The sequence below is a fragment of the Micromonospora sp. NPDC005257 genome (assembly GCF_042872445.1).
Lineage (GTDB): Bacteria > Actinomycetota > Actinomycetes > Mycobacteriales > Micromonosporaceae > Micromonospora.
In genome coordinates, this window is sequence record NZ_JBIAKL010000002.1 from 604,319 (window position 1) to 622,054 (window position 17,736).

Genomic DNA, 17,736 nt, shown 5'->3' on the forward strand with positions numbered 1-17,736 from the left:
CCTACAACCTACAAGGTCGCGGCGACATCAGGACTTCCGCCCATCGACGGTCGGCCCCGACCTGACCGAGGCGCTAACATCCCGTTCCGGAGTCGACACATTACGGAGGTCGTCGATGTCTCGGCCAGTCGCGTACCCCGCCGTGGCCGCCCTGGCGACGCTCCTCGCCACCGCGTCTCCGGCCGCCCCGGCGACGGCCGCCGCGCCGGCCGGTTGCGCCGAGCCACTCGCGCCCGTCCGTCCGGTGGCGGACCAGCCATGGACACAGCAGCGGTACGCCCCGGACCGGCTCACCCCGCTCGCGACCGGCGCCGGAGTCGTGGTCGCGGTCGTCGACTCGGGAGTGGACCGGTCCCATCCGCAGTTGGCCGGCCGCGTTCTCGACGGCGCCGACTTCCTCGACCGGGGCGGGGACGGCACCCGGGACTGCGCCGGGCACGGCACCGGGGTGGCGAGCATCATCGCCGCCGCGCCGCAGCCCGGCGTCGCGTTCCGCGGCCTCGCGCCGGGCGCGCGCATCCTGCCGGTACGGGTGAGCGAGCAGCAGGTGGTCGAGGGGCGGGAGTCGGGGCGTACGGTCGACGCGGCCGGATTCGCCCGGGCCATCCGCTGGGCCGTGGACCACGACGCCGACGTGCTCAACCTCTCGGTCGTGCTGTACGCGGACGATCCGGCCGTACGTGCCGCCGTCGCCTACGCGGTGCGGCGTGACGTGGTAGTGGTGGCCGCCGCCGGGAACCTGCACGACAACGGAGATCCCCGGCCCTATCCGGCGGCGTACGACGGGGTGCTCGGCGTCGGTGCGATCGGGCGGGACGGGACGCGTGCGGCGTTCTCCCAGACCGGCTCGTACGTGGACGTGGTCGCCCCGGGCAGCGAGGTGCTGATGGCGGCGCCCCGGGCGGGACACCAGCGGGCGGAGGGAACCAGCTACGCCACCCCGTTCGTGTCGGGCACCGCAGCGTTGCTGCGCCAGTACCGGCCCGGGCTGAGCGCCGACGAGGTGGCCGGGCGGATCATGGCCGCCGCCGACCCGGCACCGGGCCGCGACGCGGGCTACGGGGCGGGGGTGCTGAACCCGTACCGGGCGGTGACCGAGTCGGCCGGCGCGGCGGGTCCCCGTATCCGGCCGGGTGCCGTGCTGCCCGCCGACCGTCCCGATCCGGCCGCGCTCGCCCGCCGGTCGCGCCGGGACGCGGCCCGCGACCGGGCGCTGCCGGCCGTCGCCGTCGCGGGCGGGGCGGTGGCACTCGTGGCGGCGCTCGCCCTGGTGCTGCCGCGCGGCGCGCGCAGGCGATGGCGGGCGGCCGACCCGGCCGGGACGGCAGCGCAGGAATGACCGCCGGCCACAGACGCGGCCGCGCGGCCCGGTTCACCTGCCCGGGCCGCGCGGTGTCGGTTCACTGGAACAGGTTGGCGTTGCGCTTCTCGGTGTCGAGGTAGTCGGCTGCGGAGTCCTCCACCGCGAGCTTGATGTCGCGCAGCATCGCCTGGAGATCCTGCGAGGCGGCCCGCCACCGGGACTGCCGCACCTCGTACGCCTCGCGAGCCTCGCCGTTCCAACTCGCCACCAGCGGGGCGGCGTCGCGTTCGAGCTGACCGAGCTGGCTCTCCAGCGTGGACAGCGCCCGTTGGATGTCGGCGCCGGCCTGTTGCAGGGCGGCGAAGTTGACGACCAGCACACCGTGCTCCATGAGTTCGATCCTTCCGGTTGTCAGAGGGGCAGCTGGATGCCGCGGTTGGTGCCCGCCACCCGGCCGGCGGCCTCGGTGTCGGAGACGTCGTACTGCCGGCCGGCGGTGCGGATCGCGGTGGCGGTCTCGCGCAGCGCTCGCTGAAGGGTGGCCTGATCCTCCGCCCACTGCTGCTTGACCTGCGCGAACGAGCGCCCGCCAGCACCCCGCCAGGCCTGTTGCAGCACCTCCAGCTCGGCCATCAGGCCGCTGAGCATGCTCTGGAGCGACTGGTCGACCTGCTCGAACTTCGCGGCGGTCTGCTGCATCACCGCGGCTTCTGCCTGGGTCTGGGACATCCCGGACGTCACCTCGTCTCCTCGGTCGTGGCTGGCCACTGCGTGACCACCGTGGACTCGTCGGCGGGTGCCCGGGGGGGTGGAGGGAAGTCTGACGGCGGCGGGCACGCGACTCGACGATTTCGTCGCTGACGGTAGCCGTCCGACTCCGGTTCTGCTACCCCTGCGGGCTCCCCTGTGGACAACCGCGCCACTACGATGAGCCACGGCAGCGTCACGCGGAGGCCGGCGAGGAGGTGCGGTGACCGCGAGCACGTCCGAGCGGCCCATGCCCGCCCTGGTCCGCACACCACAGTGGACGACACGTCCGGCAGCCCGGCTGCGTGCCGGCCAGATCGTGGCGACCCAGGTCGCGGCGGCGATGGTGATCGCGGCCGCCGGGCGGGGCGTGGTCCCGACGGCCGTCGCGCTGCTGTCGGCAGCCCTGCTGCTGCCGGCCACGTGGGTACGGGTGCGTGGCCGATGGCTGCACGAGTGGCTCGCCACCGCCGCCGCGTACCTGACCCGGCGCCGCGCCCTGCCCCCGGCGGCCGACCCGGCGGCGCTGCTGGAACTGGTCCGGCCGGGTTCGGTGATCGACGCCACGGAGGCGTCCGGTGGCGCTGCCGTGCTGCACGACGCCGCCGGCCTGACCGCGCTGCTGGAGCTGGGCGACCCGGACGACCTGCTCGGCGATCACACCGGCGAGTTGCCGACGCCGTTCGACCTGTTGCCGCCGACCGGTCCGGACGCGCCCGCGATCCGGCTGCAACTGGTGTTCTCGTCGTCGCCGGCGCCCGCGCCCGCGATCGCCGGCGGCCCGGCCGGGACGTCGTACCGCCAGCTCACCGACGGGCGGGTGGCCGGGCGGGCGCGCGTGGTGCTGGCCGTCCAGGTGCTGCGCGCCGACGGCCGGCCGGACGAGGACCTGTTGCGTGTGTTGTCCGGCACCGTTCGGCGGCTCGTCCGCCGGCTCGGTCCGCTCACCGCCCGGCCGCTGGGCGGCGACGCGGCGTTGCGGGTGATCGCCGAGCTGGCCCACCACGAGCCCGGCGCGCCGGTGCGGGAGACGTGGCCGCTGCTCGCGGTGGGTGGCTTGGCCCAGGCGACCTGGCGCCTGCGCCGGTGGCCGGATCCGCGCGGCGAGGCGGCCCGTGGGCTGGTCGGACGGCTGCTCGCGCTGCCGGCCACCGCCACCACCGTCGCACTCACTGCCGGTCCGCGCACCGGTCCGGCACCGGTCCCGGCCGAACTGGCGGTACGGGTGGCGGCCGGGAGCGCGGCCGAGTTGTCGGCCGCGGAACGTACGCTGCGCCGGGTCGCCGGGGACGTCGGCGGTGAGCTGCGCCGGCTCGACGGTGAACACCTGGCCGGGCTGGCCGCCACGCTGCCGTTGGCGGCCTCCGGTGGGGCCACCCCGGCGGCCGGATCACCTCCGCCCGCACTTGACCTGCCCTCGGCCACCGCCGGCCTGATGGTGGGTGCCAACCGGCACGGCACCGCGCTCACCGTGCGGCTGTTCCGGCCGGCCCCGACCCGGGCGCTGCTCGTCGGCGGCGTGCCCGCGGCGCAACTTCTCCTGCTGCGGGCGCTGGCGCTCGGCGCGCGCGTGGTGGTGCAGACCGGCCGTCCCCGGTTCTGGGAGCCGTTCGCGCGCGGCGTCGGGACGCTCGGTGGTGGCGTACCGCTGCTTCCGCCGGGGCGTCCGGTCGGCGGCGTCCCCGGCTCGCCGCTGCACCCGCTGCTGGTGGTGGTGGACGCCGGCCCGGTGCCGCCGGAGGCCGGACCAGCCGCCGCCTGGCAGTCGGTCCTGGTGGTCCGCGACGAGCTGACGCCGGCCGACGCGCTCGCGTTGGCCCGCGCGGACCTGGCGATCCTCCAGCCGCTCGACCCGGACGAGGCCGCGTTGGCGGGCGCGGCGCTGGGTCTGGGCGGCTCCGCCGAGTGGCTGACCCGGATCCGCGACGACATGGTGGCGGTGATCAATCGGCGGGCCCTGCGCTGGGCGCTGCTCTCGCCCACACCCGTCGAGTCGCAACTCGTCGGCCGCCCGGCCCGGCACTGAGGCGCGGTCCCGGCAGGCCGGCGGCCCGGACGGTCCGACAGACGCGGCAGGCCCGGCATGGCAGCTTCCGCTGGTGGTACGGCCGTGGCACGATCCCGGCCATGGATTTCCTGAAGGGTCTTCTGATTCGCGTGGGCTCGACGGCTGTGGCGTTCTGGCTCGCCACGCTGCTCATCCCCGGCATCTCGCTCGACTCCGGCTCGACCGTCGAGACGGTGATCACGCTGGTGCTCGTCGCGGTCATCTTCGGCGTGGTGAACGCGGTGCTCCAACCGATCATCAAGACCGTGGGGTGCGGCTTCTACCTGCTGACCCTCGGCCTGATCGCGCTCGTGGTGAACGGCTTGCTCTTCCTGCTCACCAGTTGGATCGCCGGTGAGGCCGGGCTGCCCTTCCACGTGGACGGGTTCTGGCCGGAGGCGGTGCTGGGCGCGCTGTTCGTCGGCATCGTCACCTGGATCCTCGGCGCCGTCCTCGACCGCGACTGACGCCGGTCCCCGGCCGGCCGTCGTCACGTCGGCCCGGCCGGGGCCACCAGGCCAGCAGGAGGGAATTGGCTGGCGAGGAGGCCGGGCGGTGGTACTAGCCTCGGCCGGGTGCTCACCCTGACCCGCGCGGACGGCTACGAGATCAGCACCGACCCGCACCGGCTCGACCTGGACCGGGTGCACCTCTGGCTCTCCACCGACGCGTACTGGGCGCTGGGGCGGGCGCGGGAGACGGTGGCGCGCGCGTTCGTCGGCTCGATCGGCTTCGGCGTCTACCGGCCGGGCGACGGCGCGCAGGTGGCTGTCGCCCGTGTGGTCACCGACCGGGCCACGTTCGCCTGGCTCTGCGACGTGTACGTGGACCCGGCCGAGCGGGGTCGCGGGCTGGGCTCCTGGCTGGCCGGCGCGGTCCGCGACCACCTGGCCGAGCTGGGCGTGGGCCGGATCCTGCTGGCCACTCTCGACGCGCACGGTGTCTACGCGAAGATCGACTTCCGGCCGATCGCGCCGGATCGGTGGATGGAGCTGGATCAGCGGGTGACAGCGGTCACCGATAAGGACCAGCCGCGCGATCCGCCACTTACGGTGGAGCCGTGAACCAGCTCCGGCTCGGCTACCTGTACGGCATCGGCGCATACCTGATCTGGGGCTTCTTCCCGATCTACCTGAAGCTGCTGCGCCCGGCCGGGCCGGTGGAGATCCTCGCGCACCGGATCCTCTGGTCGGTGGCGTTCGTGGCGCTGCTGCTGGCCGCCACGCGGCACGCCCGCTTCCTGCGCAAGCTGGCCCGGCGCCCCCGGACGCTGGCCGGCATCGGGCTCGCCGCCGCGCTGATCGCCGTCAACTGGGGTACGTACATCTACGGCGTGAACTCCGACCGGGTCGTGGAGACGGCGCTCGGCTACTTCATCAACCCGCTGGTGTCGGTGCTGTTCGGCGTCCTGGTGCTACGGGAACGGCTGCGTCGGGCGCAGTGGGCGGCACTGGGCGTCGGCGCGCTGGCGGTGGCGGTGCTCACCGTGGACTACGGCCGACTGCCCTGGCTGGCACTCACCCTGGCGTTCAGCTTCGCCGGGTACGGGCTGGTCAAGAAGCAACTCGCGCTGCCGGCCACGGAGGGGCTGTTCGTCGAGTCGGCGGTGCTGGCGCTGCCCGCGCTGGCGTACCTGGGGTGGCTGTCGGCGCGCGGCGACTCGACGTTCGGGCACGTCTCGGCCGGGCACACCGCGCTGCTGGTGCTGGCCGGCGCCGCCACCGCGATCCCGTTGCTGCTCTTCGCCGGGGCGGCGAACCGGCTGCCGCTGTCCACTGTCGGGATGTTGCAGTACCTCGCGCCGATCCTCCAGCTCGGCTGCGGCGTGCTGATCTTCCACGAGCCGATGCCGCCTGCCCGGCTGGCCGGCTTCGCCCTGGTCTGGCTCGCCCTGGTGGTCTTCACCGCCGACGCGCTGCGCCACTCCCACCGCACCCGCCTGGCCGCCCGCACCGCGACCCCCACCCCGCCCCCGGCCTCGACCCCCACCCCCTCCCGCTGATCTTGCACTTTCCGCCCCTGTGAAAGGGGCGAAAGACCCGCACCGAGGGCCGAAACTGCAAGATCAACCATGCGAGGGTGGGAGGCCGGAGAGGGCCGCGGGGTCAGCGGAGGTCGTAGGCGAGGACGGGGGAATTGCTGCCTCGGAGTAGTTCCAGACGGACCAGTTCGCCCTTGGTGAAGCGGGTGACGCCGGAGAAGCGCAGGTCGTCGCCGGGGGCGGCGAGCCACGAGCCGATCTGCTCCGTCGCGCCGTCCGGACCGTGCGCCACCAGCCGGAAGGTGTACGCCTCCCGGTGCCCGGCCCGCCTGTCGTACCCGCAGCGCATGGTGACCTCGGTGCCCCACGGCGTCTCGGTCAGCCCCACCTCGGCGTGCACCGGCACCGTCCCGGCCACCGGCCGCATGGAGGCCAACGCCACCGGCCGCACGGAGGCCAGCGCCACCGGCGGCCCGGCCGGGCCGGCCGGCGACCGCACGAGCCCCACCCCGACGCCGACCAGCGCCGCGAGCGCGGCGGCGGCGAGCGCTGTCAGCGCGTACCGTCGGCGGGAGCGCGACCGCTCGCGGCGCTTGCGCTCGCGCGCGGCGTCGAGCAGCGCGGGCACCCGCGACGTCTCCGGCCCGACCTCCAGGAACTGCTCCAGCCCGGCCGGGTCGAGCCGGCCCAGCAGACCGGGCAGCACGGCGATCTCGGCCACCGCCTCCCGGCACTGCGCGCAGCCGGCCAGGTGCCGCTCGTAGGCGACCCGGTCCGCGGGCGCGAGGGCGCCGAGCACGTACGCCCCGTCGTCGTGTGCGAACTCGCAGCGTGTCATCCGGTCACCCCCATCTCGGCCAGCGCCAACCGTAGTGAGCGCAGCGCGTAGTGGGTACGCGACTTCACCGTCCCCGGTGGCACGCCCAGCCGCGCCGCCGCCTCGGCCACCGAACGCCCCTGGTAGAAGCACTCGACCAGCACCTCCCGGTGGGTCGGGCTGAGCCGGTTGAGCGCCTCGGCGACGGTCCACGCCTCTACCGCGCGCTCGGTCTCGTCGACCGTCTCGGCAGTCTCGGGCAACTCGTCCGTGTACACCTCGCCGACCCGGGCCGAGCGTCGCCGCCAAGCGTCGATGGCCAGGTTCCGCGCGGTGGTGAACAGCCAGGCGCGTACCGAGCCGCGTCGCGGGTCCAGCGACTCGGGGTGCCGCCAGGCGCGCAGCAGCGTCTCCTGCACCAGGTCCTCGGCTCGGGGCCGATCGCCGTTCACGAGCCGCAGGGCGTGCGCGTACAGCGCGTCGGCGTGCTCGTCGTGCAGCGCGCGCAGCAGTTGGGCGTCATGGTCGCTGATGGCGGTACCTCGCTTCCGGCAGCGGGAAACGGGCGATGCGTTCGCCTGTCCATACGTGCCGTGACGCCGAACGGTTCATCCGCAGGTCAGGGCGGAGCTGTTCACGTCCGGTTCAGATCCGGGCCGATCCCCCCGTCGACCCACCAGGTCGGCGGCCCTTCGTCAGTTCTCCGAGGCGATCCCGTCGGCGATGGCCCGCGCGGCGGTGAGCAGCTTGGCTCGGACCACCCGGGCCGAGGTCATCATCTCCCCGGCCGGCAGCGCGCACGCCAGCACCACCCGGCGCTCCATGTCCTTGTCCGGGGTGACGAGCACGGCGGCGCACGCCACGCCCTGCCGGAACTGCCCGAGTTCCAGCTGCATGCCGCGCCGGTCACCGGCGGCCAGGTCCGCCTCGAAGGCCTCGACCGTGGTGAGGGTGGCGTTCGTGAACGGGCGCATGCCGTACTCGCGCAGGTAACGGAAGCGCTGTTCGGTGGTGAGCGTGGCGAGCAGGCTCTTGCCGAGCGCGGTGGCGTGCGCGCCCTCGTCGAAGCCGGGCACCAGGTCTTCCAGGTAGGGCGAGCGCGGCCCCTCGGCGGACGCGGTCACCGCCACCTGGCCGCCGACGAAACGGCCGAGGTAGTGGCTCCAGCCGGTGTCCGACGCCGCGCGGCGCAGCGCCTCACCGACCGCGGGCGGCCCACGGAACGCGGTGACCAGCTCGCGGTAGCGGTCGGCCACCTCCAACCCCACGATGTACGTCCCGTCCTCGCGCCGGATCACGTAGCCCTCGTACGCGAGGGTGCGCACCAGGTGGTAGGTGGTGGCGACGGTCAGCTCGCAGCGCCGCGCGATCTGCTTCACGGTGAGCCCTCTCGGCGCACGGCCGACCGACTCGAGCACGCGAAGCGCGCGGGAGACGCTACGGATCAGGTCCGAAGGTTCCGCCAAGGGGTCGCGCACAACCACCTCCGCCGCCGGGGACTTACACCATATGAAAAACCGGCCGAGTGCGAAATGCCTGTTCGGATGGAGGATGCCAGAAGACCGGACACAGACGGTACGTCCACCGACACGATGAGCAGCCGAAACGCGCAGGCGTAAGGTGTGCTCGCGATGACTGAAACAGTTTCGCGTGCCACCCCTGCGACGTCCCGGCGCGCGGTCACGGTCGGCGCGGGCGCCACCCTCACCACGATCGTGTGCGTCCTACCGGTGTTCCTGGTGGGCGGGCTCGCCGTCCAGCTCGCTGACGAACTCCGCTTCAGCCCGGCCGGCCTGGGCCTGGCCGTCTCGATCTACTTCGGTGTGAGCGCGCTCGCCTCGGTGCCCTCCGGCGCCCTGGTCGAGCGCTTCGGCCCGGCCCCGGTCGCCCGGGCCGCCGTCGTGCTCTCCGCCGCCTCGCTGCTCGCCGTGGCCGGTCTGGCCCGGTCGTACCCGGTCCTGGTCGCGCTGCTGGCCCTGAGCGCCGCCGCCAACGCCCTCGGGCAGCTCGCCAGCAACGCCGCGCTGGCCGAGCACGTGCCCGCCCACCGGCAGGGCCTCTCGTTCGGCGTGAAGCAGGCCGCCGTACCCGCCGCCACGCTGCTGGCCGGTCTGGCGGTCCCCACTGTCGCGCTCACCGCCGGCTGGCGCTGGGCCTTCGTGGCGGCCGCCGTGGCCGCCGTGGCCGCGCTGCCGGCCGTACCGCGGGCCGGACGGGACGGGCGGGCCCGGAGCGCCTCCGGTCGCCGTCCCGGCGGCAGAGGCCCGCTCGTGGTGATCGGGCTGGCCGCGACGCTCGCCGCGGCCGCCGCGAACGCCCTCGGCACGTTCCTCGTCGACTCGGCCGCGGCGCGCGGGCTCTCCCCCGGGCTGGCCGGCCTGACGCTGACGCTGGGCAGCGTGGTGTGCGTGCTCGCCCGGGTGGGCGTCGGCTGGCTGGCCGACCGGCGCACCAGCGGGCACGTCGGGCTGATCGCCGGGATGCTGCTGACCGGCTCCGTCGGCCTGATCCTGCTCGCGGTGGCCGGCTCGACGCCGCTGGTCGCGGGCGTGGTTCTCGGCTTCGGGCTCGGCTGGGCATGGCCGGGGCTGATGAACTTCGCCGTGGTCCGGCTCCACCCGCAGGCGCCGGCCGCCGCCACCTCGATCACCCAGACCGGGGTGTACGCGGGCGGCTGCCTGGGCCCGCTCGGCCTGGGCGCGCTGGCCGGCGCGGCCGGCTACCCGGCGATGTGGCTGACGGCGGCTACCGCGATGCTCCTCGCCGCCCTCCTGATGCTGCTCGGCGCCCGCCTCCTGCACCCGGCTACGCGGCAAGCCAACCTCGTGATCGACGAGGCCAGGGCGGCGGGGTGAGCCGGGTGAGGGCGAGAGTGCAGTGGGTAGGTCAGCTGGTGCGGTCGGCGATGTAGTCGCAGAGCGACTCCAGCGCGCGGCGGGCCGGACCCTCGGGGAGCGGGGCCAGCCGGGCGCGCGCGTCCTCGGCGTAGCTGCGCACCGTCTCCCGGGCGCGCTTGAGCGCCGGGGACTCCCGCAGCAGGCCGAGCGCCTCGGCGTGCAGCGCGTCGTCCACCAGCGGGCCGGTGGACAGGATCTCGCGCAGCCGTACGCTCGCCGCGTCCGCGTCGTCGGCGGCCAGCGCGTACAGCACCGGCAGGGTGGGCACGCCCTCGCGCAGGTCCGTGCCGGGGGTCTTGCCGGACTGAACCGACTCGCTGGCGATGTCCAGCAGGTCGTCGGAGAGCTGGAACGCGACGCCGATGATCTCGCCGTACTCGGCCAGGGCCTCGATGTGCTCCGGGGACGCGCCGCCGAACATGCCGCCGAAGCGGGCCGACGTGGCGATCAGCGAGCCGGTCTTCTCGGCGATCACGTGCAGGTAGTGCGCGACCGGGTCGGTGTCGCGCGGGCCGACCGTCTCGGCGATCTGGCCGTGCACCAGCCGGGCGAACGTGCGGGCCTGGAGGCGTACCGCCTCGGGACCCAGGTCGGCGGCGATGTCCGCGGCCCGGGCGAAGAGGTAGTCGCCGACCAGGATGGCGACCGAGTTGGTCCAGCGGGAGTTGGCGCTCGGGGCGCCACGCCGCACGGCCGCCTCGTCCATCACGTCGTCGTGGTAGAGCGTTGCCAGGTGGGTGAGCTCCATCACCACGGCGGCGGGTACGACCTGGGGTGCGTCCGGCTCGCCGAACTGGGCGCCGAGCGCCACCAGCAACGGACGGAACCGCTTGCCGCCGGCCTCCACCAGGTGCCGGGACGCCTCGGTGACCAGCGGATCGGCGCTCGCCACGCTCGCCCGCAGGCTCGCCTCTACCCGGTCGAGTACGCCCAGCACTGAGGCTTCGGCGCGCGGGTCGGCGAGGTGCAGGCCGAGCGCGCCGAACTGACCTGAACGCTCGCCAGCCGGGTTCGCCACATCCTCAACCATGCCACACCCGTTCGACCTGCTCGCCGACGGGGATACGCCGAGGGCCGGCACGCCACGGCGTACCGGCCCCCGGTGTGATCACCTCTGTCATCTGACGAATTCGGCGGCACCGGTCGTCAGGTCGAGCAGCGGGCCGGGCACCACGCCCAGCACCAGCGTGGCCACCACGCCGATGACCAGGGCGGCCGAGGTGAGCGCACCCGGCACGGTCACCGTCGGGGTGGACTCACCCGGCTCGGACAGCCACATCATCACCACGACCCGCAGGTACGGGAACGCCAGCACCATGCTGGTCAGCACGCCCGCGATCACCAGCCACGCCTGGTCCGCCTCCAGGGCCGGACCGAAGACCGCGAACTTGCTGGTGAACCCGCTGGTCAACGGGATACCGGCGAAGGCCAGCAGGATAAACGTGAAGATCGCCGCGAAGAACGGCGAGCGGCGGCCCAGCCCGGCCCAGCGGGACAGGTGGGTGGCCTCCCCGTCGGCGTCGCGCACCAGCGTCACCACGGCGAACGCGGCGAGCACCGAGAAGCCGTACGCGGCCAGGTAGAACATGGTGCCGGAGAGCCCTTCGCGGCTCGGCGCCAGCACACCGACGAGCAGGTAGCCGGCGTTCGCGATCGACGAGTACGCCAGCAGGCGCTTGATGTCGGTCTGGGTGACCGCCAGCACGGCGCCGACCAGCATGGTCAGCACCGCGATCGCGCCGAGCACCGGGGTGAAGTCCCAGGAGGCCCCGGCGAACGCCACGTGGAAGACGCGCAGCAGCGCGCCGAACGCGGCGACCTTGGTGCAGGCCGCCATGAAGCCGGTGACCGGGGTCGGCGCGCCCTGGTAGACGTCCGGCGTCCAGACGTGGAACGGCGCGGCGGCGGCCTTGAACAGCAGGCCGATGGAGAGCAGCGCCATGCCGGCGAACAGCAGCACCGGGCTGGACGGGGAGTCGGTGACCGCGGCGTGCACGGTGGCGAAGTCGACGCCCGCCGCACGGCCCGGGATCCCGGAGGTGAAGCCGTAGATCAGGGCCACCCCGAACAGGAAGAACGCCGAGGCGTACGCGCCGAGCATGAAGTACTTCAGCGCCGCCTCCTGGCTCAGCAGACGCCGGCGGCGGGCCAGCGCGCAGAGCAGGTAGAGCGGGAGCGAGAAGACCTCCAGCGCGACGAACATCGTCAGCAGGTCGTTCGCCGCCACGAAGATCAGCATGCCGCCGATCGCGAACGACATCAGCGGGTAGACCTCGGTGGCGCCACCGACGCCCTCGGCCTGCCGGCGGTCCTCCGGCGACTCGGCGGTGACCGCGGCGTGCGCCACGAACGCGCCGCCCCGCTCCACCGTCCGGTCGCCGACGAGCAGCAGCGCCATCACCGCGAGCACCAGGATGGCGCCCTGGAGGAACAGCGTCGGGCCGTCGATCGCGATGGCACCGCCGATGGTGATCAGCCGGTCGTCGGCGTTCAGGATCACCATGACGATCGCGGCGAGCAGCGCCACCAGGGCGAGCCCGAGCTGCACCGCGTTGCGCAGGCGGCGCGGCACGAACGCCTCGACAAGGACCCCGAGCAGGGCCGCGCCCAGCATGATCAGGATGGGAGCGAGCGCCGCGTAGTCGATCGACGGCAGCTTCAGTTCACTCACTTCGCGGCCTCCTGGACGCTGCCGACCTCAGGGGCGGGATCGGACTTGCCGACGTCCTGCATGGTCGCCTGGACGGCGGGGTTGATGACATCGGTGACCGGCTTCGGGTAGAAGCCGAGCAGCACGATCAGCGCGATCAGCGGCGCGACGACCACCTTCTCGCGCAGGGTGAGGTCACGGCGCATGCCCTCGACCTCGGTCAGCGCCGGGTTCAGGGTGCCCTGCGTGGTGCGCTGCACCATCCACAGCACGTACGCCGCCGCCAGGATGATGCCGAGCGTGGCGATCACCGCGACCGGTTTGTTGACGGTGAACGTGCCGATCAGCACCAGGAACTCGGAGACGAACGGCGCGGTGCCCGGCAGCGCCAGCGAGGCCAGACCGGCGAAGAACAGCACACCGGCCAGCACCGGCACCAGTTTGCCCGCGCCGCCGAAGTCGCTGATCAGCGCCGATCCGCGCCGGGCGACCAGCATGCCGACCACCAGGAACAGCAGGCCGGTGGCCAGGCCGTGGTTGAGCATGTAGAGCACCGCGCCGGTGCCGGCCTGGGTGGTGAACGCGAAGATGCCGACGCCGATGAACCCGAAGTGCGCGATCGAGGTGTACGACACCAGACGCTTCAGGTCGTTCTGGCCGACCGCCAGCAGCGCGGCGTAGATGATGCCGATGACGCCCAGCGCCAGCGCCCACGGCGCGAACCACCGCGACGCCTCCGGGAACAGCGGGAGGCAGTAGCGCAGGATGCCGAACGTGCCGACCTTGTCCAGCACGCCGACCAGCAGCGCGGCGGCACCGGCCGGGGCCGCGCCACCGGCGTCCGGCAGCCAGGTGTGGAACGGGAAGAACGGCGCCTTGATCGCGAAGGCCACGAAGAAGCCGAGGAACAGCCAGCGGGCCGTGTCGGTGGCGAACTCCGCCTGGCTCAGCGTCTGCCAGTCGAAGGTCTTCCCGCCGACGACCCAGAGGCCGATCACCGCGGCCAGCATGAACAGACCGCCGACCAGCGAGTAGAGGAAGAACTTCACCGCCGCGTACTGCCGCTGGTGGCCGCCGTAGCTGCCGATCAGGAAGTACATCGGCACCAGCATGACCTCGAAGAACACGTAGAACAGGAAGACGTCGGCGGCGGCGAAGACGCCGATCATCGTGCATTCGAGGACGAGCAGCAGAGCGAAGTACGCGGGCACGGAGCGCTTCGACGCCTCGGCGTCGTGCCAGGACGCCAGGATCACCAGGGGCACCAGGATCGCGATCAGCATCAGCATGACCAGCGCGATGCCGTCCACCTCGAAGGTGAACTTCACGCCCCAGTTCGGGATCCACGGGTACGACTCGCGGAACTGGAACCGGTCACCACCGGCGGAGAAGGCGAACCACATCACCACCGAGAGCACCAGCACCAGCAGCGACCAGCCGAACGCCACCAGCTTGGCCAGGTCGGGGCGGCTGCGGGGCAGCAGTGCCACCACCAGGGCGCCGACCAGCGGCGCCACGGTCAGCACCGAGAGGAACGGGAAGTTGGACATTATTCGGCCTTACCTCCGTCGTGACTGCGTGGCCCGCCGGCGGGGGCGGCCGCGTTGAGGTCGATCACGCCAACCACCCCGCCTGCACCGCCAGGAACGCCGCCACCACGAGCAGCGCGCCGGTCAGGATCGAGGTCGCGTACGACCGCACGAAGCCGGTCTGGAGCCGCCGGAGCCGGCCCGAGCCCCCGCCCACGGCGGCGGCCAGGCCGTTCACCAGCCCGTCCACGCCCCGGTTGTCGAGGAACACCAGCGCCCGGGTGAGGAAGATGCCCGGCTTCTCGAAGACCGCCTCGTTGAAGGCGTCCGTGTAGAGGTTGCGGCGGGCGGCGGTGACCACCACGCCGGCCGGCTGCGGCTCGGTGGCCGTGCCGGCGCGGAACAGGAACCAGGCCAGCCCGGCACCGAGCACGGTGACCAGCAGCGACAGCGCGGTGAGCAGCCAGTGCGCCAGCACCGGCGCGTGCTCCCCGCTCTCGGACGCGAGCCCGTTGGTGGCGGTGAGCCAGTCCGGCACGGAGGTGGCGAGCAGGAAGCCCGCGCCGACCGAGCCGATCGCCAGCAGGATCAGCGGGATGGTCATCAGCTTCGGCGACTCGTGCGGGTGCTCGATGTCCTCGGTCCAACGCTTCGGGCCGTGGAACGTGAGCACGAACAGCCGCGTCATGTAGAACGCGGTGAGCCCGGCGCCGAGCAGCGCGGCCAGCCCGAACAGCCAGGCCGTCCAGCCCTCCCGCTCGAACGCGGCCACGATGATCGGCTCCTTGGAGAAGTAGCCGGAGAACGGGAACATGCCGATGATGGCGAGCCAGCCCATCATGAACGTCAGCCAGGTGACCTTCATGTACTTGGACAGCCCGCCGAAGCGGCGGATGTCCACCTGGTCGTTCATGCCGTGCATGACCGAACCGGCGCCGAGGAACATGTTGGCCTTGAAGAAGCCGTGCGCCAGCAGGTGCACGATGGCCAGCGCGTACGCGCCGCCGCCGAGACCGACGCCGAGGAACATGTAGCCGATCTGGCTCACCGTCGACCAGGCCAGGACGCGCTTGATGTCGTCCTTGGCCGCACCGATGATGCAGCCCATCAGCAGGGTGAGCGCGCCGACGCTGACCACCACGAGCTGGAGCGTCTCGTTGGCCGAGAAGATCGCGTTGGAGCGGGCGATCAGGTAGACGCCGGCGGTGACCATGGTGGCCGCGTGGATGAGCGCGGACACCGGGGTCGGACCCTCCATGGCGTCCGGCAGCCAGGCCTGGAGCGGGAACTGGCCGGACTTGCCGGCCGCGCCGAGCAGGAGCAGCAGGCCGAGCACCAGCACGGTGGTCGAGGTCAGCGAGCCGACCCCGTTGAACACCTCGTCGTACTGGGTGGTGCCGAGCATGGCGAACATGATGAAGATGCCGATGGCCAGGCCGGCGTCGCCGACCCGGTTCATCAGGAACGCCTTCTTGCCGGCGGTGGCCGCGCTCGGCCGGCCGTACCAGAAGGAGATCAGCAGGTACGACGCCAGACCGACGCCCTCCCAGCCGAAGTAGAGCATCACGTAGTTGTTGCCGAGCACCAGCAGCAGCATGGCGGCGACGAACAGGTTGAAGTACGCGAAGAACAGCCGCCGACCCTTGTCGTGCGCCATGTACTCCACGGCGTAGAGGTGGATCAGGAAGCCCACCCCGGTGATCAGCAGGACGAACACCGCCGCCAGGGGGTCGAAGAGCAGACCGAAGTCCACCCGCAGGCCGCCGACCGCGATGAAGTCCCAGAGGCTCAGCTCGACCTGCTTGTTCTCCAAGCCGCGGAGCTGGAAGAAGTAGGTGAGCCCGAGCACGAAGGCGGCGCCGATGGCGCCCACGCCGAGCCAGTGGCCCCAGCGGTCGGCCCGCTTGCCGAGCAGCAGCAGGATCGCCGCGCTGACCAGCGGGATCGCCACCAGCAGCCAGACGCTGCCCAGCATCCCGTCCGCCGTGGCGAAGGTGACGGCCTCGGCTGGCTCAGACTGGGCGATCGTCAGAATCTGTTCCACCACGAGCCCCTCAGTACTTCAGCAGGTTGGCGTCGTCGACGCTGGCCGAGCGCCGGGTCCGGAAGATCGCCATGATGATCGCGAGCCCGACCACGACCTCGGCCGCCGCGACCACCATCACGAAGAACGCCATGATCTGGCCGTTCAGGTCGCCGTTGATCCGGCTGAACGTGACCAGGGTCAGGTTGGCCGCGTTGAGCATCAGCTCGATGCACATGAACAGCACGATCGCGTTGCGCCGGACCAGCACGCCCACGGCGCCGATGGTGAACAGCACCGCCGCGAGAATGAGGTAGTAGTCCGGGGTCATTTGTCAGTCCCCTTCGGTGCGGTCTCCTCGGCCGTCAACTCGCGCACCGGCAGGATCTCCGGAATGCTGCGGTCGGTCAGCCGGCCGTCGGGCAGACGGGCCGGGGTGGCCACCGAGGAGGACGTGGCGTAGACACCCGGGCCGGGCTTCGGTCCGGGGTAGTTGCCGGGGCGGAACCGCGCCTTCATGGTGGCGATCTGGTCCATCCGGTCCGCCTTGCGCCGCTCCACGTGCGCCAGCACCATCGCGCCCACCGCGGCGGTGATCAGCAGCGCCGAGGTCAGCTCGAAGGCGAAGACGTACTTGGTGAACAGCAGCCGGGCGATGCCCTGCACGTTGCCCTCGCCGTTGGCCTCGTCGAGCCCGACCGCCTGGACGCCGTCGAGCGCGCGGTACAGGCCGGTGCCCACCAGGCCGGCGAAGCCGAGCCCGAGGACCACGGCGGCGACCCGCTGGCCGCGCAGCGTCTCGATGAGCGAGTCGGACGCGTCCCGGCCGACCAGCATCAGCACGAACAGGAACAGCATCATGATCGCGCCGGTGTAGACGATGATCTGCACCATGCCGATGAACGGCCCGGCCTGGAGCACGTAGAACACGCCCAGGCAGAGCATGGTCAGCACCAGCCAGAGCGCCGAGTGGACCGCGTTGCGGGCCCACACCATGCCGACCGCACCGAGCAGGGCCAGCGGGGCGAGGATCCAGAAGGTGACCTCCTCGCCGCCGGACACCTGGCCCGCGGCGGCGAGCACCGTAGCCGAGGTCATGCCTTGCCTCCCTTGCCCGCCGCGGCGGCGGACCGCTGCTCGGCCTGCTCGGCGCCGGGGAAGGTCACGCCCGGGTGCTCGTCCACCTGGTACCGGCCGGGGCCCATCGGCGAGCGCTCGGCGCCGGCCGAGGTGCCCGGGTTGGTGAGCGCGCCGACGTAGTAGTCCTTCTCGCTGTCGCCCAGCCGCATCGGGTGCGGCGGCTGCTCCATGCCTTCGAGCAGCGGCGCGAGCAGCTGCTCCTTGGTGAAGATCAGGTCCTGCCGGTTGTCCCGGGCCAGCTCGTACTCGTTGCTCATGGTGAGCGAACGGGTCGGGCAGGCCTCGATGCAGAGCCCGCAGAAGATGCACCGGGCGTAGTTGATCTGGTAGATGCTGGCGTACCGCTCACCCGGGGAGAAGCGCTGCTCCTCGGTGTTGTCGCCACCCTCCACATAGATCGCGTCGGCCGGGCAGGCCCAGGCGCACAGCTCGCAGCCGATGCACTTCTCCAGCCCGTCCGGGTGCCGGTTGAGGATGTGCCGCCCGTGGTAGCGCGGCGCCGAGACCGGCGGCTTGAACGGGTAGTCGGTGGTGACGACCTTCTTGAACATGTGCGAGAAGGTGACACCGAAGCCCTTGAACGTTCCGGTGATCGCGCCCAC

The 17,736-nt window shown here is 72.5% G+C and carries 18 protein-coding genes; 6 read left to right on the plus strand and 12 right to left on the minus strand.

Annotation, left to right across the window (positions count from 1 at the left end):
- Positions 1-115: 115 nt before the first annotated feature.
- Complete coding sequence (gene mycP / locus ACFYO8_RS06230; RefSeq protein WP_354867872.1) at positions 116-1,339, plus strand: type VII secretion-associated serine protease mycosin; 1,224 nt, start codon at positions 116-118, stop codon at positions 1,337-1,339.
- Positions 1,340-1,400: 61 nt separating this feature from the next.
- On the opposite strand, the gene ACFYO8_RS06235 is transcribed toward mycP, so the two are convergent.
- Positions 1,401-1,694, minus strand: coding sequence for a WXG100 family type VII secretion target (locus ACFYO8_RS06235; RefSeq protein ID WP_135242906.1), 294 nt, complete (start codon positions 1,692-1,694; stop codon positions 1,401-1,403).
- A 20-nt stretch (positions 1,695-1,714) separates the two neighbouring features.
- Positions 1,715-2,032: a WXG100 family type VII secretion target gene (locus ACFYO8_RS06240; protein ID WP_354868426.1), complete on the minus strand. Its 318-nt coding sequence runs from the start codon at positions 2,030-2,032 to the stop codon at positions 1,715-1,717.
- Positions 2,033-2,273: 241 nt separating this feature from the next.
- Here ACFYO8_RS06240 and eccE point away from each other — a divergent pair, with 241 nt between their 5' ends.
- From eccE to rarD, 4 genes are all read left to right on the plus strand, one after another.
- Positions 2,274-4,076, plus strand: coding sequence for a type VII secretion protein EccE (gene eccE / locus ACFYO8_RS06245; RefSeq protein WP_354867869.1), 1,803 nt, complete (start codon positions 2,274-2,276; stop codon positions 4,074-4,076).
- Between the two features lie 101 nt (positions 4,077-4,177).
- The gene (locus ACFYO8_RS06250) at positions 4,178-4,564 is read left to right on the plus strand and encodes a phage holin family protein (protein WP_354867867.1); all 387 of its coding nucleotides are present in this window, start codon (positions 4,178-4,180) and stop codon (positions 4,562-4,564) included.
- A 108-nt stretch (positions 4,565-4,672) separates the two neighbouring features.
- On the plus strand, positions 4,673-5,161 hold the full coding sequence (locus ACFYO8_RS06255; RefSeq protein ID WP_354867865.1) for a GNAT family N-acetyltransferase: 489 nt from the start codon (positions 4,673-4,675) through the stop codon (positions 5,159-5,161).
- Positions 5,158-6,099 carry an EamA family transporter RarD gene (gene rarD / locus ACFYO8_RS06260; RefSeq protein WP_354867863.1) on the plus strand — a complete coding sequence of 314 codons (942 nt, stop codon included), beginning with the start codon at positions 5,158-5,160 and terminating at the stop codon, positions 6,097-6,099. The genes ACFYO8_RS06255 and rarD overlap by 4 nt, the downstream gene beginning before the upstream one ends.
- A 103-nt stretch (positions 6,100-6,202) precedes the next feature.
- Here rarD and ACFYO8_RS06265 read toward each other — a convergent pair whose 3' ends face one another.
- The 3 genes from ACFYO8_RS06265 to ACFYO8_RS06275 form a co-directional block, all read right to left on the minus strand.
- Positions 6,203-6,916, minus strand: a complete 714-nt coding sequence (locus ACFYO8_RS06265) for a zf-HC2 domain-containing protein (RefSeq protein WP_354867861.1) — start codon at positions 6,914-6,916, stop codon at positions 6,203-6,205.
- Positions 6,913-7,407, minus strand: coding sequence for a sigma-70 family RNA polymerase sigma factor (locus tag ACFYO8_RS06270; protein ID WP_030274508.1), 495 nt, complete (start codon positions 7,405-7,407; stop codon positions 6,913-6,915). Before ACFYO8_RS06270 ends, ACFYO8_RS06265 begins: the two co-directional genes overlap by 4 nt.
- Positions 7,408-7,590: 183 nt before the next feature.
- Positions 7,591-8,373 (minus strand): helix-turn-helix domain-containing protein, encoded by a 783-nt coding sequence (locus ACFYO8_RS06275; RefSeq protein ID WP_354867859.1) that lies wholly within the window; start codon positions 8,371-8,373, stop codon positions 7,591-7,593.
- A gap of 153 nt (positions 8,374-8,526) precedes the next feature.
- Between ACFYO8_RS06275 and ACFYO8_RS06280 the strand changes: the two genes are divergently transcribed.
- Entirely contained in the window at positions 8,527-9,750 is a 1,224-nt protein-coding gene (locus tag ACFYO8_RS06280) for an MFS transporter (RefSeq protein WP_354867857.1), read from the plus strand.
- A gap of 31 nt (positions 9,751-9,781) precedes the next feature.
- Here ACFYO8_RS06280 and ACFYO8_RS06285 read toward each other — a convergent pair whose 3' ends face one another.
- The 7 genes from ACFYO8_RS06285 to nuoI all read right to left on the minus strand — a co-directional run bounded on the left by ACFYO8_RS06285 (position 9,782) and on the right by nuoI (position 17,736).
- Positions 9,782-10,822, minus strand: a complete 1,041-nt coding sequence (locus ACFYO8_RS06285) for a polyprenyl synthetase family protein (protein ID WP_354867854.1) — start codon at positions 10,820-10,822, stop codon at positions 9,782-9,784.
- Between the two features lie 87 nt (positions 10,823-10,909).
- The gene (gene nuoN, locus ACFYO8_RS06290; RefSeq protein ID WP_354867852.1) at positions 10,910-12,463 is read right to left on the minus strand and encodes an NADH-quinone oxidoreductase subunit NuoN; all 1,554 of its coding nucleotides are present in this window, start codon (positions 12,461-12,463) and stop codon (positions 10,910-10,912) included.
- Positions 12,460-13,992: an NADH-quinone oxidoreductase subunit M gene (locus ACFYO8_RS06295; protein WP_354867850.1), complete on the minus strand. Its 1,533-nt coding sequence runs from the start codon at positions 13,990-13,992 to the stop codon at positions 12,460-12,462. The genes nuoN and ACFYO8_RS06295 overlap by 4 nt, the downstream gene beginning before the upstream one ends.
- A 64-nt stretch (positions 13,993-14,056) precedes the next feature.
- Positions 14,057-16,018, minus strand: a complete 1,962-nt coding sequence (nuoL, locus tag ACFYO8_RS06300; protein WP_387187722.1) for an NADH-quinone oxidoreductase subunit L — start codon at positions 16,016-16,018, stop codon at positions 14,057-14,059.
- Between the two features lie 7 nt (positions 16,019-16,025).
- Positions 16,026-16,325 carry an NADH-quinone oxidoreductase subunit NuoK gene (nuoK, locus tag ACFYO8_RS06305; protein WP_013283611.1) on the minus strand — a complete coding sequence of 100 codons (300 nt, stop codon included), beginning with the start codon at positions 16,323-16,325 and terminating at the stop codon, positions 16,026-16,028.
- Positions 16,322-17,092, minus strand: a complete 771-nt coding sequence (locus tag ACFYO8_RS06310) for an NADH-quinone oxidoreductase subunit J (protein ID WP_354867847.1) — start codon at positions 17,090-17,092, stop codon at positions 16,322-16,324. Before ACFYO8_RS06310 ends, nuoK begins: the two co-directional genes overlap by 4 nt.
- On the minus strand, positions 17,089-17,736 hold the full coding sequence (nuoI, locus tag ACFYO8_RS06315; protein WP_354867844.1) for an NADH-quinone oxidoreductase subunit NuoI: 648 nt from the start codon (positions 17,734-17,736) through the stop codon (positions 17,089-17,091). Before nuoI ends, ACFYO8_RS06310 begins: the two co-directional genes overlap by 4 nt.

Bases quoted from the DNA above. Each gene is read 5' to 3' on its own strand.
- mycP (WP_354867872.1), top strand. From the start codon at position 116: ATGTCTCGGCCAGTCGCGTACCCCGCCGTGGCCGCCCTGGCGACGCTC.
- ACFYO8_RS06235 (WP_135242906.1), bottom strand. From the start codon at position 1,694: ATGGAGCACGGTGTGCTGGTCGTCAACTTCGCCGCCCTGCAACAGGCC.
- ACFYO8_RS06240 (WP_354868426.1), bottom strand. From the start codon at position 2,032: ATGTCCCAGACCCAGGCAGAAGCCGCGGTGATGCAGCAGACCGCCGCG.
- ACFYO8_RS06250 (WP_354867867.1), top strand. From the start codon at position 4,178: ATGGATTTCCTGAAGGGTCTTCTGATTCGCGTGGGCTCGACGGCTGTG.
- ACFYO8_RS06265 (WP_354867861.1), bottom strand. From the start codon at position 6,916: ATGACACGCTGCGAGTTCGCACACGACGACGGGGCGTACGTGCTCGGC.
- ACFYO8_RS06280 (WP_354867857.1), top strand. From the start codon at position 8,527: ATGACTGAAACAGTTTCGCGTGCCACCCCTGCGACGTCCCGGCGCGCG.
- ACFYO8_RS06285 (WP_354867854.1), bottom strand. From the start codon at position 10,822: ATGGTTGAGGATGTGGCGAACCCGGCTGGCGAGCGTTCAGGTCAGTTC.
- ACFYO8_RS06295 (WP_354867850.1), bottom strand. From the start codon at position 13,992: ATGTCCAACTTCCCGTTCCTCTCGGTGCTGACCGTGGCGCCGCTGGTC.
- nuoK (WP_013283611.1), bottom strand. From the start codon at position 16,325: ATGACCCCGGACTACTACCTCATTCTCGCGGCGGTGCTGTTCACCATC.
- ACFYO8_RS06310 (WP_354867847.1), bottom strand. From the start codon at position 17,092: ATGACCTCGGCTACGGTGCTCGCCGCCGCGGGCCAGGTGTCCGGCGGC.